Raw genomic sequence first — 14,580 nt, forward strand, 5'->3', positions numbered from 1 at the left:
GGTACCGCCATGCCCACGACCAGACCCCCCGCGCCTCCCCCGGCCCGGGACCTTTCGGAAACGAGCGCGAAACCCCCGGCCGGGCCGGTGCGCGCCGCCCGGCGGAGGTGGACCGTCCGGCTGCTGGGCGCGGTGTCGGTGCTCACCGGGCTGGCGCTGTGGCAGCTGCTCGCCGCGCTCGGAGCGGGCGGTGTCCCCGGCCCCGGACCGGTGGCCGCGCGCGGTGCGGAGCTGGTGGCCGACGGAACGCTGGTCGCGGACGCGCTGGCCTCGCTCCGCCGGGTGCTGACCGGCTTCGCGCTCGGCACGGCCGCCGCGATCCCGGTCGGCGCGCTGATGGGCTGGTATCCCACGGCGCGGGCGCTGTTCGAGCCTTGGGTGCAGTTCTTCCGGGTGATCCCGCCGCTGGCGATCATCCCGCTGGCGATCGTGCTGCTCGGCATCGACGAGGCCCCCAAGATCACCGTGATCTTCCTGGCGGCCTTCCTCTCCACGGTGGTCCCGGTCTTCCAGGGCGTGATCGCGGTGGAGCGGACCCTCGTCGACGCGGCCCGGGTGCTGGGCGCGGGCGATCCGACGATTTTCGTACGGGTGGTCGTGCCCGCCACCACGCCGTTCCTCTTCGCCGGCGCCCGGATCGGCCTGGGCGCGTCCTGGTCGACGCTGGTGGCCGCCGAACTGATCGCCGCCCAGAAGGGGCTGGGCTATCGGATGCAGCAGGCCCAGCTCTACTACGACCTGGAAACGATCTTCGTCGGCATTGTCTCGATCGGTCTGCTGGGACTGCTGATGGACCGGCTGCTGATGGCGGCCGAGCGCCGGGCCACCGCCTGGCAGGAAAGGAGAGCGGCATGACCGCCACCGTCCCCGCCGTACCCGCCCACTCCCCCGGCTCCCCCGCGCTGATCTCGTTCCGGAACACGGTCAAGCACTTCCCCGGCCCGGACGGCGGCTTCACCGCGCTCGGCGGGATCGGTCTTGAGGTGGCCGAGGGCGGGTTCACCGCGATCGTCGGCCCGTCCGGATGTGGGAAGTCGACCCTGCTGGCGATCGCCGCCGGACTGGTCGAGCCGACCTCGGGCGAGGTGCTCCTCGACGGCCGCCCGGTCTCCGGGCCCGGCCCCGACCGGGGCGTGGTCTTCCAGCAGTACGCCCTCTTCCCCTGGCTGACCGTCCGCGCCAACGTCGAGTTCGGGCTGCGCACCGCCCGGGTGCCGCGCGCCGAACGGCGTCGCCGGGCCCAGCACTTCATCGACCTCGTGGGGCTCGCCGACTTCGCCGACGCCCTGCCCAAGACCCTGTCCGGCGGGATGAAGCAGCGCTGCGCGATCGCACGGGCATACGCCGCCGACCCCCGGATCCTGCTGATGGACGAGCCCTTCGGCGCGCTCGACTCGCTCACCCGGTCGCAGTTGCAGGAGCAGCTGCTCCAGACCTGGGAGCGGGAGCGCCGCACCGTCCTCTTCGTCACCCACGACGTCGACGAGGCCGTCTTCCTCGCCTCCCGCGTGATCGTCATGGCCTCCCGGCCGGGCCGGATCGACCGCACGGTCGAGATCCCGCTGCCCTACCCCCGTACCCGCGCCACCCGGCTGACCGCCGAGTTCACCGCGCTGCGCACCGAACTCTGGCAGGCCGTCCAGCGGTCCGAGCCCACCACCCGCCCCGCGTCCGAAGCCACCCAGGAGAACTGACCATGTCCCTGCCCAGACTGCCCCGAACCGACAGGACCGACCGAACCGACCGAACGGCCGGGACGGCCCGGACGGCCCGGCCCGCGCGGGGCCGCACCACCCCCTTCACCACCGCCGCCGCCGTGCTCGTCGTACTGGCCGCCGCGGGCTGCTCCGCCGAGGCGGCGGACGGCGAGAAGCGGCAGAAGATCGACTTCGGCTACATCGCCGACTACAACCAGGCGGGGCTGCTGGCCATCGCCGAGAAGCGGGGCCTGTGGGCCAAGCACGGCCTCGACGCCTCGTACAAGGTGTTCACGGACGGCCCCACCCAGATCACCGCGCTCGGCGCGGGCGATCTGGACTTCGGCACCATCGGCCCCGGCGCGACCTGGCTGCCCGCCTCCGGGAAGGCCACGGTCATCGCGGTCAACCAGCTCGGCCGGGCCGACCGTGTGGTGGCGCTGCCCGGGAAGGGCATCCGGACGGTCGCGGATCTCAAGGGCCGCAAGGTCGCCGTCCCGGAGGGCACATCCGGTGACATGATCCTCACCCTCGCCCTCAAGAAGGCCGGGCTGACCAGGCAGGACGTCCAGGTCGTGCCCATGGCCCCGCCCACCGCCGTCGCCGCGCTCGCCTCCCGCAAGATCGACGCGGCCGCCCTGTGGCACCCGCTGCTCGGCACGGTCGAGCAGCGGATGCCGGATCTGGTGGAGCTGGCCAAGAGCGCCGACTTCGCGGAGGAGTTCGTCTTCCCCAGCTCCGTCGTGGCCTCGCCCAGGACCGTGAAGGAGCGTCCCGGCCTGGTCACCGACGTCAACCGGGTGCTCCAGGAGGCCAATGACCTCCGGCACCGCGACCGGGCGGAGTCGGTGCGGATCACCGCCGGATTCCTGCGGCTGGACGAACGGGCCGTGGCCGAGGACGCGCGGAACACCCAGCCGCTGTCGACGGCGGACCTGCTGAGGAAGACCGAGGACGGCACCGTCGCGCGGTGGTTCGCCGCGCTCCAGGAGTTCTTCGTCTCCACCGGGAAGCTCGACGGTCCGGCCCGCCCCGACAGCTTCTACGCGGGCGGCCTCTACACGAAGGCGGCGGACGGAAAGTGACGTACGGACCGGCCCCGGCCGAGGGCTCCCGGCGGCCCAACATCCTCTTCCTGATGACCGATCAGCACCGTACGGACACCCTGGGCGCGTACGGCGCGAGCGGCGGCCACACCCCGCATCTCGACGCGCTCGCCGCCGCCGGCACCCGCTTCGACCGCTTCTACACCCCGACGTCGATCTGCACCCCGGCCCGCGCCAGTCTGCTCACCGGGTACGCGCCCTTCCGGCACAAGCTGCTCGCCAATTACGAGCGGAACGTCGGCTACCAGGAGGATCTCGCCGACGGCCAGTTCACCTTCACCGCCCCGCTCGCCGAGGCGGGCTACCGGCTCGGGCTGATCGGCAAATGGCACACGGGGGTGCGCCGGGTCCCGGCCGACTTCGGCTTCGAGGGGCCGTATCTGCCCGGCTGGCACAATCCGGTGACCCACCCCGACTATCTCGCCCATCTCGCGGAGCACGGGCTTCCGCCGTACGCGATCAAGGATCCGGTCCGCACCCGGCTGCCCGGCGGCGGGCCGGGGCCGATGCTGGCCGCGCGGCTGCTCCAGCCCGTCGAGGCCACCTTCGAGCACTATCTCGCCACCCGCGCCATCGAGCTGCTGCACCGCTGGGCACGGAAGGACGACGGGCGGCCCTTCTTCCTCGCGACCCACTTCTTCGGCCCTCATCTGCCCTATCTGCTGCCCGACGCCTACTACGACCTGGTCGACCCGGACACGGTGGAGCTGCCGGCCTCGCTCGCCGAGACCTTCGAGGGCAAACCGCCCGTCCAGCGGAACTACAGCGCCCTGTGGGGCCACGACTCCCTCTCCGAGAGCGAGTACCGGGGGCTGATCGCCGCCTACCGGGGTTATGTGGCCCTGATCGACTTCCAGATCGGCCGCATCCGGCGGGCCGTCGCGGACCTCGGTCTCGCGGACTCCACAGCGGTCGTCTTCACCGCCGACCACGGCGAGTTCACCGGCTCCCACCGGATGCACGACAAGGGACCGGCGATGTACGAGGACGTCTACCGCGTTCCCGGTCTGCTCCAGGTGCCCGGCGCGCCGGGCGGAGTGGTGCGGGACGAGTTCGCCACGCTCACCGACGTCACCGCCACCATCCTGGACCTGGCGGGCTGCGATCCGGCCCCGGCGGTGGACGGCCGCAGTCTGCTGCCGCTGGTCTCGGGGGACGCCGCGCCCGCGTCCTGGCCGCGCGAGGTGATCGGCGAGTTCCACGGCCATCACTTCCCGTATCCGCAGCGGATGCTGCGCGAGGAGCGCTTCAAGGTCGTGGTGAACCCCGAATCCGTCTGCGAGCTGTACGACCTCGCGGCGGACCCCCACGAACTGCGCAACGCCTGGGACGATCCCGCCCTGCGCGACGCGCGCGACCGGCTCGTACGGCGGCTGTACGAGCGGCTGCGCGAGCGCGGCGACAACTTCCACCACTGGATGGCGGCCGTCCTCGACATCGGCGGACCGGCCGGTGACACCTCCCTCGGCTCCTTCGAGCCGGACCGCACCCCCGAAGGGCGTGACAGCCATGCACCGACAGTCTGAGGACCGCACCGGCACGGCGGCGGCCGGCCCCGGCCGGCGAACCGTGCTGAGAACGGCGGCCGTCGGCGCGACGGCGGTCGCGGCCACCGCCCTCGCCGCGCCGGAGGCCGCCGCCGGGAAGCGCGGCACGGGCGGCACACCGGCGGCCGGCTCCACGGTCCTGTGGTGGGCCCCGGAGGCGGAGGCGGGGGTGGTCTCCTTCGCCGCCTCGGAACTCGCCGGGTATCTGGGGCGGATCGTCTCCGGCCCCGTCGCGGCACGGCGGTCGGCCCGCCCGGGGCGCGGCCTGGCGCTGCTCCCGGCCGGTTCGCCCGCCGATGTGCCCGCTCCGCTCGCCGCCGAGGCGGACCGGCTGCTCGCGGGCCGGGGACCCGAGGCGCACGCCTTCGCGGTGGGCGCGGCGGGGGCGATCGCCACGGGCAACGGCGCGCGGGCCGTGCTGTACGCCGCGTACGCGCTGCTCGAACACGCCGGGGTGCGCTTCTTCGCGCCCGACTTCCCGCAGTACGAGGGGCGGGCCGAGCGGGTGCCGAGGGACGGCGGGCTGGTGATCCCCGCCACCGCCGGGACCGTGGCGGAGCCCGCCTGGACCTGGCGGCGCAAGTATGTCGAGGAGGGCACCAGCCACACCGCCGAGGGGCTGGTGCGGCTGCTCGACTGGATGGCCAAGAACCGGCTCAACACCCTCGTACACCCCTATGACTACAACCACTGGGGGCACATCGCCTACGACCGTGTGCGCGAGAGCGTGGCCCCCGAGGCCGCGCGGCGCGGCATCGTCGTCGAGGTCGGCGGCCACGGCTACGAGAGCTTCCTGCCCAGGGAGCGGTACCCGGACTTCTACACGCCCGGCTCCAATGTCTTCAACGTCCATGACGAGGCCGCGCTGAACACCTATGTCCGGGCGGTCACCGGCCATCTCGCCGGGCGTCCGGAGATAGCCGTCTTCGACGCCTGGCCGCCCGACACGGCGACCTGGCCCGCCGCCTCCGTCGCCGCCTTCGGCTCGGTCGCCGACGCCGAGGCCCATGTGGTCAACACGCTGCGCGCCGCGCTCGCCACCGCGCTCCCCCAGGTACGGGTGGAGCGCGTCGCCTACGGCGCGGCCATCGCCCCGCCGAGCGCGGGCCCCGGCTTCCACCCGGAGGTGCTGATCGACTTCGCGCCGTACGAGCGGAACTACCGGCACGCGCTCGCCGACCCCGCGTCCGGCACCAACGCGCCCCTGGCGGCGCTGCTGCGCTCCTGGGCGGAGGCCGCCGACGGTCCCCTGTCGGTCTACGACTACAACCGGCGCTACCGGTGGCGCTCGCTGCCGGTGCGACCGCTGGGGATCCTCGCCGCCGACGCGCGGTTCTACGAGTCCCTGGGCGTCGACGGGCTGGGCTCGTACTCGGAGCCCGCCGACTGGCTGCCCTTCGAGGCCGTGCACCTGTTCTCCGCGCGGCTCGCCCGCGAGCCCGGCACCGACCCGGACGCCTGGCTGGCGGAGTATCTCGCGGACAGGTTCGGACCGGCCGCCGGGGCGCTCGGCGACTACTTCCGCGCGACCACGGCCGATCCCGACGGGCTGGCCGACCCCTCGTACGCCGCCGCCGTGCTGGCCGACTACCGGGGCGCGGCCACCGCTCTCGACAGCGCGCTGGCCGCTCTCGCGGGCCGGGAGGAGCGGCTGATCGTGGCCCTGCTGCGGTCCCATCTCGAACTCGCCCTGGCCGATGTCACGATCTCGGTCTCGGCGACCGCCGCGTCCCGGGCCACCGCCAGGGCCGCCTACCGCGCGCTCCTGGAGGAGCGCCGGTTCCGCGGGCTGGTCCTCCAGGACATCCGGGCGGTGCAGCGCTGGGGCGGCTCGCTCGCCCACCGGGACGGGTATCCGCTCTACCATCTCCCGGCGCACGCCTCCCTGGTGAGCGACCGGGTCACCCTCGCGCGCGGCGGCTCCGCCACCGTACGGCTGCGCGCCCAGGACGTCGACTGGCGCGGCCACACGGTGACCTGGAGCGCTTCGGCCCCGCCCGGTCTCGCCCTCTCCGCCGCCTCGGGCACGCTCACCGCGTCGGGCGCGAGCGACGGCGTCCGGCGGCTGACCCTCACCGCCGCCGGGTCGCTCGCCCCCGGTACGCACACCGTGGTCTTCGCCTTCACCGGCGACGGCACCGTGCCGCTGCCCCCGGCCCGGCTCACGGTGACCGTCGTCTGACGGCCGGCCCGCCCGCCCCCGTGCCCGGGCGGCGGGCCCGGTCAGCGGTAGCCGAAGGCCTTGCCGCCGACCGCGCGGACGGCGAGGTAGTAGTTGGCCGCGAGCAGCCTGCACTTCGTGCGCGATCGGCCCTTGTAGGTGTCGTTGCAGGTCCGCCGCATCTCGGCGTGGAATCTGCCGTCGATCTTCTTCCGGGTCGCCTTGGTGGGGCTCAGTTCCAGCTTCCCTCTGGCCCCGTAGTTGCGGTAGCCGAAGTCGTGCTGGTCGCAGGCCCTTCTGAACTTCTTCTTGTACGGGAAGTCCTTCATCGGGACGCTGCATCCGTCGGCCCGCCAGTCGAAGGGCTTCACGCGCTTGGCCTTGGCGAACTTCTTGTAGCTGAGCGCCATGACACGGTCGGCCCTGCGCTTCAGCCCCGCCTTGTCGAAGGCCGGCGAGACCGCCGGGGCCGCCGGGGCCGCCGGGGCCGCCGGGGCCGCGGCGACGGCCTCCGCCGGGCCGGCGGTTCCGGCCAGGGCGGTCAGGGCCAGGGCGGCCGAGACCGCCGCCGCCGCTCCCCGGGGGCTCTTCTTCCTGCCGTGCGTCACTGCTTCCTCCCTCACCCGCGGTCCCGCCCGCCGGGACGGCCCGTCTTTCCCAAGAGCCTGCCACCGCGGGCGCGGCGAGTGAACGGATCGGACGCGGGCGCGTACACCAGAGGCCGTCGGGGCCGTACCACCCCCGCGCGCCGGGCGGTTGGCGGCGCGGGCGGGCGCGCACGCCGGAGCGGGGACGGGGGTGCCGTCGGGGTGCCGTCAGGGTGCCGTGAGAAACGCCTCCGAATTTTCCGCCTTCGGGTGCATCCGTTCCCGGGACATCGGCGGAATGGTGCGCGGGACGGGCTCGCTTCCCGTGGTGACGTGTCGCCACGGGAGCGTTCCGCCGTCCCGGACCGGGCCGTCCGCGCCCCGGGGAGCGCTCACGCCTCCTCGCGGCGGACGGCGGAGAACAGCTGGGAGAGCGATGATCGCCACCTCACGACGGGCCCGCCGGCTCGTCCCTGTCGTCCTGCTCGTCGTCTGGCTCTGCATAGGCGGCGCGCTGGGCCCCTACGCGGGAAAGCTCGGCGAGGTCGCCACCGCCGACCAGGCCGCCTTCCTGCCGAGCGGCGCGGAGTCCACCGAGGTGCTCGCCGAGCAGCGGGCGTTCCAGCGGGACGGGCGGACACCCGTGGTCGTCGTCTGGACGGCGGACGGCGGCGGCCCGCTCGACGCGGACCTGCGGAGCGCGGCGGACCGGGCGCTGGCCTCGGCGGCCCCGGTCTCCGGGCCGGGCGAACGGCCGGTTCCCGTGCTGCCGTCGCGGGACGGGGAGGCCCTCCAGGGAGTCGTCCTGCTCGACGGCGACCTCGGCGACCGGCTGCCCGCCGCGCTGGACCGGGTCAGGGAGGCCGCCGAAACCGTGCCCGGCACGGTGGTCGAGCTGGCGGGGCCCGCCGCCGCCAAGGCGGATCTGTCCTCGGCGTTCGCGGGGATCGACGGGCTGCTGCTGGGGGTGGCCCTCGCCACGGTGCTGGTGATTCTGCTGCTGGTCCACCGCAGTGTGCTGCTGCCGCTCGTCATCATCGCCGGGGCGGTCCTCGCGCTCGCCCTCGCCTGCGCGGTCGTGTACGCCCTCGCCGCTCGTGGCATCGTCCGGGTGGACGGGCAGGTCCAGGGCATTCTGTCCATTCTCGTCATCGGCGCGGCCACGGACTACGCGCTGCTGCTGACCGCCCGCCACCAGGAGGAGCTGGCCAGCGGCGACAGCGACCGGTTCACCGCCGTACTCGCCGCGCTGCGCCGGTCCACCGGTGCGATCATGGCCAGCGCGGCGACCGTGGCGCTGGGCCTGCTGGCGCTGCTGCTCAGCGATCTCACCAACAACCGGGCGCTCGGGCCGGTGGGCGCGATCGGCATCGTCTGCGCCGTCCTCAGCACACTGACCTTCCTGCCGGCCGCTCTGGTCCTGCTCGGTCCCGCCGTGCACTGGCCCGCCGGGCCGCGCCGCGCCGAGGACCCGGAGAGCGGCCGGGGGGTGTGGCACCGGGTGGCGGCCCTGGTCGACCGCGCGCCCCGCAAGGTCTGGTCCCTCACCCTCGCCGGGCTGCTGGTCTGCGCCGCCTTCGCGCCCATGCTCACCTCGAAGGGGGTGCCCCTGGAGGAGATCTTCGTCAAGGAGGCCCCGTCGGTCTCCGCCCAGCAGACCCTCGCCCGGCACTTCCCCGGCGGATCGGGGAGCCCCGCCGTGGTCGTCGCCGACGCCGGCGGGCTGGCGCGGGTGACGGCGGCGGCCAGGGAGACCGAGGGGGTCGCGGGCGCGGCCGTCGTGACGGAGTCCGGACGCCCCGGCGACGGCGAGCCCCGGACCGTGGACGGCCGGGTGCGGGTCGACGTCACCCTCCAGGACGCGCCGGACACCGAGGCGGCCCGGGACACCGTGGTCAGACTGCGCAGCGCCCTGCACTCCGTGCCCGGGGCCGACGCGATCGTCGGCGGCCCCACGGCCCAGCAGTACGACACCCTGGTCACGGCGGAGCGCGACCGCGCCATCATCGTGCCGGTCGTCCTCGCCGTCATCCTGGTGATCCTGATCGGCCTGCTGCGCTCCCTGCTGCTGCCGGTGCTCCTGGTCGCCACCGTGGGCCTCAATTTCCTGGCCACCCTCGGCGTCTCGGCCCTCGTCTTCGAGCATCTGCTCGGCTTCAGCGGCACCGACCCGTCCGTCCCGCTGTACGGCTTCGTGTTCCTGGTGGCCCTCGGGGTGGACTACAACATCTTCCTCCTCTCCCGGGTGCGCGAGGAGTCACTGCGCCACGGGGTGCGCCGGGGAGTGCTGCGCGGACTCGTCACCACCGGCGGAGTCATCACCTCCGCCGGAGTCGTGCTGGCCGCGACCTTCGCCGCGCTCGGCGTCATCCCGCTGGCCTTCCTCGTGCAGATCTCCTTCATCGTCGCCTTCGGCGTGCTGCTCGACACCCTCGTCGTCCGCTCCCTCCTCGTACCGGCCCTGGTACGGGACATCGGACGCACGGTCTGGTGGCCGGGGTCGCTGAGCTACACCCGGTAGCGGCCGGTCTCGGAGAGCCATCCCCGGAAGCCGGTGATCCAGTGCCCGAGGTCGGCCACGCGGGCGGCCAGCTCCGGGTGCGGGGGTCCGGCGGCGGCCAGGGCGGTGAACTCCTCGGTGCGGGCGGCGATTCCGGTGCGTACGGACTCGGCGGCGCGGCCGTGGTCGACCCCGTCGGCGTGTGCGAGGACGATGACGAGGTTGTGGACCTCTCCGGCCGCCGCCTCCTTCGGGTAGGAGGCGAGGTCGTTGGTCCAGTTGACGACGTCGGACGCGGTGTCCAGGATCCGCTGGTGCCAGGGGTGGGTGTAGAGGGCCTCGGGCAGGCTCCGCCCGGCGAGATGGTCGGCGATGTCGAGGTCCTCCCGTACGCCGCCGGTGGCGAGGCGCATCGGCAGATACGCCTCCAGGGAGGGCACCCGGCGTGCCGACCGCTGGGCGGACTCCTCGCCCAGGACGTTCAGATACCGGGTGAGATTGGCCCGGAACCGCTCGCGCACCGGAGGGTCCATCGTCTCCGTGGTCCTCCGCCAGAGGTCCTCGTACGCCCTGACGAAGGCGTTCCGCGAGCGCCGTTTCCCGGCCGTCACCGCGACGAGGTCCGCCAGGAGCGGATCCGCCGTACGGGCGTCCCGGCGGTCCAGGAGGTCGTCGAGCACAAAGCCCCAGGCGACCCAGGCGGCCAGCAGGGCCAGTTGCCCGGGGGGAGCCTGCGGATGGGTCCTCGCCGCCAGTGCGCCGAAGCGGGCCCGGCGGAAACTCTCGGCCGGCGTCCGGCCCCGCAACAGCCCGTGCCGGCGGCACCAGTCGAACGCGTACTCCTCCGCCTCGCGCGCCCGGGAGCCGCCACCCGGGGGAGGATCGGCTGCCTTGGCGGGGTGCTCCGATTCGGTCGGCATCGCCCGACATTCTCATGCAACTGCCGTCTCTTCGGGGCTGTTTGGCCGGACAGCCCTCATGACGGCGGGCAGGTGGCGATGATGTCCCAAGGATGAGGCGGCCCGTGGAGCGGTCCGCACGGAACGAGGAGTGAGCCATGCCCGAGACCGGGGAGAATCCGCGCATCGCCGTCTACGGACTGGGGGCCATGGGGCTGGACATCGTCAGAATCCTGCACGGTCGCGGGGCGGACATCGTCGCGGGAATCGTCAGGCCCGGCTCCGACAAGGACGGGCGGCTCCTGGGCGAGCTGGCCGGCCTCCCCGGACTGGCCTTCCCCGCCCGCGGCGACGCCGAGGAGGCGCTGCGCGAGAGCGCTCCGGACATCGTGGTCGTCACGGTCAGCACCTATCTCGACGCAGCCCAGTACGAGATCTTCGCGACCGCCGTCAGGGCCGGGGCCGATGTGATCACACTCGCCGAGGAGATGCTCTACCCCTTCGCCACGGACAATCCCCTGGCCCGGAAGCTGGACGCGCTGGCGAAGCACCACGGGGTGACGGTGACGGGCACGGGCCATCAGGACGCCTACTGGGTCAACCTCGTCAGCGTGCTGGCGGGCTCCACCCACGACCTCGGGAGGGTGACCGGCGAGCTGTCCTGGAACGTCGACGACTTCGGCCGGGCCGTCGCCGAGCACCAGCGGGTGAACGCGACCGCGGAGGAGTTCGCCCAGTGGCAGGCGCACACGCAGCGCCCGCCGACCTTCACCCACTACTCGCTGTACGCCCTGGCCGCCGCCGTCGGGCTGACCCCCCGGGGCACACCGCGCACCACGACCGAGCCGGTGATCGCCGAGCGGGACGTGCCCTCCAAGGCGCTCGGGACGACGGTGCGGCGGGGGAGGCTGCTGGGTTACACGGACACCGACACCCTGGACACGGAGGAGGGCGTCACCCTGTCCGTCAGCTCGCGGGGCTCGGTCTACGAGGAGCACGAGCGGGACTTCAACGAGTGGAATCTGGCCGACTCCTCGGGCAGGCCGACGCTCCATCTGCGCGACAGCGACCTGGACACGGCGCACACCACCTGCGCGACCCTGGTCAACCGCATCCCGGACGTCATCGCCGCGAGGCCGGGGATCGTCACCGTGGACGAACTCCCCCAGCTCCGCTTCCGGCCGGTCCGCCGCACGCCCTGAGCACGGGCGAACGGGCTGCTCCCCGGGTGTCGGACGGTTCCAACCCTGCTCCGTCCGTGTCTCATCTCACGGTCCGGTATGTGAACGGTGCTGTCCGAACCCGGGTCGCCGCTCTAGGCTGACGGACGCAGCTGGTTCGCCCTGTCCGCCAGACAGACGCGTCGCAAGAGGGAACCCGGTGGAAATCCGGGACTGCCCCGCAGCGGTGAGCGGGAACGACCGCCGTCATACGCACTGGGCCCGTACGGGCCTGGGAAGCGACGGCCAGTAGGTGTCCGCCGGGAGACCGGAGGATGTGCCCGCGAGTCCGAAGACCTGCCCGTTGCCCGCGCACGACCGATCGTGCGCGGTATCCCGGTGACCTCGTGGGCGGGTCGGGTGGGGGCACCCCTGGACATGGTCCGGGGGCGTACGAATCAGGCGGACGACCGTACCCAGGTGCGGCCTCGGTCCGTCGGGTCTGTCATCCCTTCGCGTTCTCGTCCCGTGTCGTCCCCGGGATCCCAGGAGACATCTCGCGAAGGAGATTTCCGTGACAGCGCAGTCCGCAGCCGCGGCAGCACGGGCCACCGTGTACGGCTACCCCCGCCAGGGACAGAACCGGGAACTGAAGAAGGCCATCGAGGGCTACTGGAAGGGCCGCGTCACCGCCGACGCCCTCCGGGAGACCGCCGCCGGTCTGCGCCGGACGAACTGGCGGCAGCTGGCCGAGGCCGGCGTCCACGAGGTGCCGACCGGTGATTTCTCGTACTACGACCACATGCTGGACACCAGCGTCATGGTCGGCGCTGTCCCCGAGCGGCATCGCGGCGCCCGCGCAGCGGACGCGCTCGACGGCTACTTCGCCATGGCGCGCGGCACCCAGGACGTCGCGCCCCTGGAGATGACCAAGTGGTTTGACACCAACTACCACTATCTGGTCCCCGAACTCGGCCCCGACACCGTCTTCACGGCCGACTCGGCCAAGCAGGTCGCCGAGTTGAAGGAGGCCCTCGCGCTCGGGCTCACCCCCCGGCCGGTCCTCGTCGGACCCGTCACCTATCTGCTGCTGGCCAAGCCCGCCCCCGGGGTGGCCGCCGACTTCGAGCCGCTGACGCTGCTGGACCGGCTGCTGCCGGTGTACGCGGAGGTCCTCGCCGATCTGCGCGCCGCCGGGGCGGAGTGGGCGCAGCTGGACGAGCCCGCCCTGGTCCAGGACCGCACTCCGGCCGATCTGAACGCCGCCGCCCGCGCCTACCGTGACCTCGGCGCGCTCACCGACCGGCCCAAGCTGCTGATCGCCTCGTACTTCGACCGCCTCGGCGATGCCCTGCCCGTGCTGGCGAAGGCCCCCGTCGAGGGTCTGGCCCTCGACTTCACCGAGCGGGCCGCCGGCAACCTCGACGATCTGGCCGCCGCGGGCGGGCTGCCCGGCAAGCGTCTGGTCGCCGGTGTCGTCAACGGCCGCAACATCTGGATCAACGACTACGAGAAGTCCCTCGCCACCCTGGGCACCCTGCTCGGCCTCGCCGGCCGGGTCGATGTGGCCGCCTCCAGCTCGCTGCTGCATGTGCCGCTCGACGCCGCCGCCGAGCGGGAGATCGATCCGCAGATCGGCCGCTGGCTCGCCTTCGCCCGGCAGAAGACGGCCGAGATCGTCACCCTCGCCAAGGGGCTGTCGCAGGGCACCGGCGCGATCACCGCAGAGATCGCCGCCAACCGGGCCGATCTGGCCTCCCGCGCCTCCTCCGCCCTCACACGCGACCCGGCCGTGCGGGCCCGTACCGCCGCCGTCACCGACGCCGACGGCCGCCGCTCCCAGCCCTACGCCGAGCGGACCGCCGCGCAGCGCGCGCGGCTGGGGCTGCCCCTGCTGCCGACCACGACCATCGGTTCGTTCCCCCAGACGAACGAGCTGCGCACCGCCAGGGCGGATCTGCGCGCCGGGCGCATCGACACCGCCGGGTACGAGGAGCGCATCAAGGACGAGATCCGTGAGGTCCTCGCCTTCCAGGAGAAGGCGGGCATCGACGTCCTGGTGCACGGCGAGCCCGAGCGCAATGACATGGTGCAGTACTTCGCCGAGCAGCTCACCGGCTATCTCGCCACCCAGCACGGCTGGGTCCAGTCCTACGGCACCCGCTATGTCCGGCCGCCGGTGCTGGCCGGCGACATCTCCCGCCCCGAGCCGATGACCGTGCGCTGGACCTCCTACGCGCAGTCGCTCACCGAGCGGCCGGTCAAGGGCATGCTCACCGGCCCGGTCACCATGCTCGCCTGGTCCTTCGTCCGCGACGACCAGCCGCTCGGCGACACGGCCCGGCAGGTCGCCCTCGCCCTGCGCGACGAGGTGAACGACCTGGAGGCCGCCGGTACCTCGGTGATCCAGGTCGACGAGCCCGCGCTCCGCGAGACCCTCCCGCTGCGCGCCGCCGACCACGCCGCATATCTGGAGTGGGCCACCGAGTCCTTCCGCCTCACCACCAGCGGGGTGCAGCCGGCCACCCAGATCCACACGCACATGTGCTACGCCGAGTTCGGCGACATCGTGCAGGCCATCGACGACCTGGACGCCGACGTCATCAGTCTGGAGGCCGCCCGCTCCCACATGCAGGTCGCCGCCGAACTCGCCGAGCACGGCTATCCGCGCGAGGCCGGACCCGGTGTCTACGACATCCACTCGCCGCGCGTGCCCAGCGCCGACGAGGCCGCCGCCCTGCTGCGCAAGGGGCTTGAGGCGATCCCGGCGGACCGTCTCTGGGTCAACCCCGACTGCGGGCTGAAGACGCGCGGCTGGCCCGAGACCAGGGCCTCGCTGGAGAATCTGGTCGCCGCCGCCCGTACGGTCCGCTCGGGCCTGACCGGCGAGAGCGCCTGACCCGTTCCCCGGTGCCGGGGCGGG

The 14,580-nt window shown here is 73.3% G+C and carries 10 protein-coding genes and 1 riboswitch; of the genes, 8 read left to right on the forward strand and 2 right to left on the reverse strand.

Annotation, left to right across the window (positions count from 1 at the left end):
• Positions 1–9: 9 nt before the first annotated feature.
• Genes ABD371_RS16560 through ABD371_RS16580 form a run of 5 tightly spaced genes read left to right on the forward strand, consistent with a single transcriptional unit; the run spans position 10 to position 6,532 of the window.
• On the forward strand, positions 10–855 hold the full coding sequence (locus tag ABD371_RS16560; RefSeq protein WP_344477533.1) for an ABC transporter permease: 846 nt from the start codon (positions 10–12) through the stop codon (positions 853–855).
• Positions 852–1,694 carry an ABC transporter ATP-binding protein gene (locus ABD371_RS16565; protein WP_344477535.1) on the forward strand — a complete coding sequence of 281 codons (843 nt, stop codon included), beginning with the start codon at positions 852–854 and terminating at the stop codon, positions 1,692–1,694. Before ABD371_RS16560 ends, ABD371_RS16565 begins: the two co-directional genes overlap by 4 nt.
• A 2-nt stretch (positions 1,695–1,696) precedes the next feature.
• Positions 1,697–2,782 (forward strand): aliphatic sulfonate ABC transporter substrate-binding protein, encoded by a 1,086-nt coding sequence (locus tag ABD371_RS16570; RefSeq protein ID WP_344477538.1) that lies wholly within the window; start codon positions 1,697–1,699, stop codon positions 2,780–2,782.
• Positions 2,779–4,329 carry a sulfatase family protein gene (locus ABD371_RS16575; RefSeq protein WP_344477540.1) on the forward strand — a complete coding sequence of 517 codons (1,551 nt, stop codon included), beginning with the start codon at positions 2,779–2,781 and terminating at the stop codon, positions 4,327–4,329. Before ABD371_RS16570 ends, ABD371_RS16575 begins: the two co-directional genes overlap by 4 nt.
• Positions 4,313–6,532, forward strand: a complete 2,220-nt coding sequence (locus tag ABD371_RS16580) for a DUF4838 domain-containing protein (RefSeq protein ID WP_344477542.1) — start codon at positions 4,313–4,315, stop codon at positions 6,530–6,532. The genes ABD371_RS16575 and ABD371_RS16580 overlap by 17 nt, the downstream gene beginning before the upstream one ends.
• Before the next feature lie 41 nt (positions 6,533–6,573).
• On the opposite strand, the gene ABD371_RS16585 is transcribed toward ABD371_RS16580, so the two are convergent.
• Positions 6,574–7,119: a phospholipase A2 gene (locus tag ABD371_RS16585; RefSeq protein WP_344477544.1), complete on the reverse strand. Its 546-nt coding sequence runs from the start codon at positions 7,117–7,119 to the stop codon at positions 6,574–6,576.
• A 415-nt stretch (positions 7,120–7,534) separates the two neighbouring features.
• On the opposite strand from ABD371_RS16585, the gene ABD371_RS16590 reads away from it, so the two are divergent.
• The gene (locus tag ABD371_RS16590) at positions 7,535–9,619 is read left to right on the forward strand and encodes an MMPL family transporter (RefSeq protein WP_344477546.1); all 2,085 of its coding nucleotides are present in this window, start codon (positions 7,535–7,537) and stop codon (positions 9,617–9,619) included.
• Here the strand turns inward: ABD371_RS16590 and ABD371_RS16595 are convergent.
• On the reverse strand, positions 9,607–10,518 hold the full coding sequence (locus tag ABD371_RS16595; protein ID WP_344477548.1) for a terpene synthase family protein: 912 nt from the start codon (positions 10,516–10,518) through the stop codon (positions 9,607–9,609). The two genes, ABD371_RS16590 and ABD371_RS16595, sit on opposite strands and share 13 nt — an antisense overlap.
• Before the next feature lie 137 nt (positions 10,519–10,655).
• Here ABD371_RS16595 and ABD371_RS16600 point away from each other — a divergent pair, with 137 nt between their 5' ends.
• Both ABD371_RS16600 and metE read left to right on the forward strand, forming a co-directional pair.
• Positions 10,656–11,699 carry a dihydrodipicolinate reductase gene (locus ABD371_RS16600; RefSeq protein ID WP_344477550.1) on the forward strand — a complete coding sequence of 348 codons (1,044 nt, stop codon included), beginning with the start codon at positions 10,656–10,658 and terminating at the stop codon, positions 11,697–11,699.
• 115 nt (positions 11,700–11,814) lie between these two features.
• Positions 11,815–12,036, forward strand: a riboswitch (cobalamin riboswitch).
• 195 nt (positions 12,037–12,231) lie between these two features.
• A complete protein-coding gene (gene metE / locus ABD371_RS16605; protein WP_344477552.1) occupies positions 12,232–14,556 on the forward strand; it encodes a 5-methyltetrahydropteroyltriglutamate--homocysteine S-methyltransferase in 2,325 nt (774 codons plus the stop codon).
• Positions 14,557–14,580 lie beyond the last annotated feature (24 nt).

It is taken from the genome of Streptomyces amakusaensis (assembly GCF_039532665.1).
GTDB lineage: Bacteria > Actinomycetota > Actinomycetes > Streptomycetales > Streptomycetaceae > Streptomyces > Streptomyces amakusaensis.